General features: G+C 59.0%; 2 protein-coding genes. Both read left to right on the top strand.

Annotated elements, in window-relative coordinates:
* Window positions 1–906: mechanosensitive ion channel family protein (locus tag VZ95_RS16615; RefSeq protein WP_156995356.1), on the top strand; the 906-nt coding region annotated here is incomplete at its 5' end.
* A 14-nt stretch (window positions 907–920) separates the two neighbouring features.
* A partial coding sequence (locus VZ95_RS24360) for a patatin-like phospholipase family protein (protein ID WP_045776848.1) occupies window positions 921–1478 on the top strand: 558 nt, incomplete at its 3' end.

Here is a 1478-nt window from a genome sequence, read left to right as displayed (position 1 = left end):
TCAATCGCCGTGCAAATTTTGGTCGCCCTTGCGATTATGCGCCCGGCGGATATCGGCGGATATGACGGATTTTTGCCCTCGGCTATTCTACCGGGGTGGATGGTCGATGGGCTCGTCATCGGCTGGTGGTACGCCTTGGCGTGGAATATCACGTCCGGTTTAGAACTATTCCTTTGGTCGCGCGTTTTCGGCGGTGGCACGGGCGGCATGCCACGGCAGCGCAAGCTGTTGACCGATATGCTGAGTATTATCATCTATGTTGCGACGACTGCCGTTGTGGCGGTGCATGTCTTCAAGCAGCCGATCACGGGCCTGTTCGCCACTTCTGGGATTGTCGCCATTGTTATCGGTTTGGCGCTTCAGAACACCTTGGGCGATCTTTTCGCCGGTCTGGCGTTGAATTTCGAGCGGCCCTTTAAGGCGGGCGATTGGATTACCCTGGATGGCGGCATTCAGGGCTTCGTTCTCATCACCAACTGGCGCGCTACCCATGTGCGGACCCGTACCGGCGATGAGATGATTATTCCCAACGGTATGGTCGCGCGCTCCCGCCTCACCAATCACGCGCTGCCCAGCAAACTGCATCTCGCGAACGTCGAAGTGCCGCTGACCTATGGGTTCGATGATACCCAGGTGGAGGCGGCACTGCGGGCGGCGGCGGCGAGCGTGAGCGGCGTTCTGACCGATCCCGCGCCGATTATTTTGATGCACGAAATGAAGGCCGACATTGTTGTCTGGCGGCTTTATTTCTTTATCGACGATTTTGCCCGTCTGGTCGTTCTGCGCGGGCAACTCAGCCGCGCGGTTTATGCGATTTTGCGGGCCGAGCCGACGGGGGCCTTCCTGCCCCGTCACGACATTTGGCTGCATCGGGTCGATCCGCCCGCTGAGCCGCCTCAAGCTTAATCTGGAGAGTATGAATGAGCGTTGCTGACGGCAAGTCCGGCAAAAAGAAGATCAAACTCGCCCTGCAAGGCGGCGGCTCGCACGGGGCTTACGCCTGGGGCGTGATCGATGCGCTTTTGGAAGACGGTCGCATCGAGATCGAAGCCTTGGTGGGGGCCAGTGCCGGGGCAATGAACGCAACGATGACCGCCTGCGGCCTCATCACCGGCGGGCCGGATAAGGCGCGCGAACTGCTGCATCGGTTTTGGAAAAAAGCCTCCGAGGCCGGCAAGAAAGGCCCGTTGCAACCGACGGCGCTCGATAAGCATTTCTCGCGCGGCAATATGGAATATTCACCGCTCTGGGGCATTTACGACGCCCTCTCGCGCGTGTTTTCGCCCTATGAGTTGAACCCGAAGAATATGAACCCGCTCCAAGATCTGATTGCCGATGTCGTCGATTTCGACGCGGTGCGCGGTGGGGCGGATGTTTGCAAACTCTTTATCGCCGCAACGAATGTGCTGAACGGGCGCCTACGGATTTTCGACCAGCAGGAACTGACGCCGAAATCGATCATGGCGTCGGCCTGTCTG

The organism is Elstera litoralis (assembly GCF_000963705.1).
GTDB lineage: Bacteria > Pseudomonadota > Alphaproteobacteria > Elsterales > Elsteraceae > Elstera > Elstera litoralis.
This window is presented reverse-complemented; position numbering and strand designations above follow the sequence as displayed.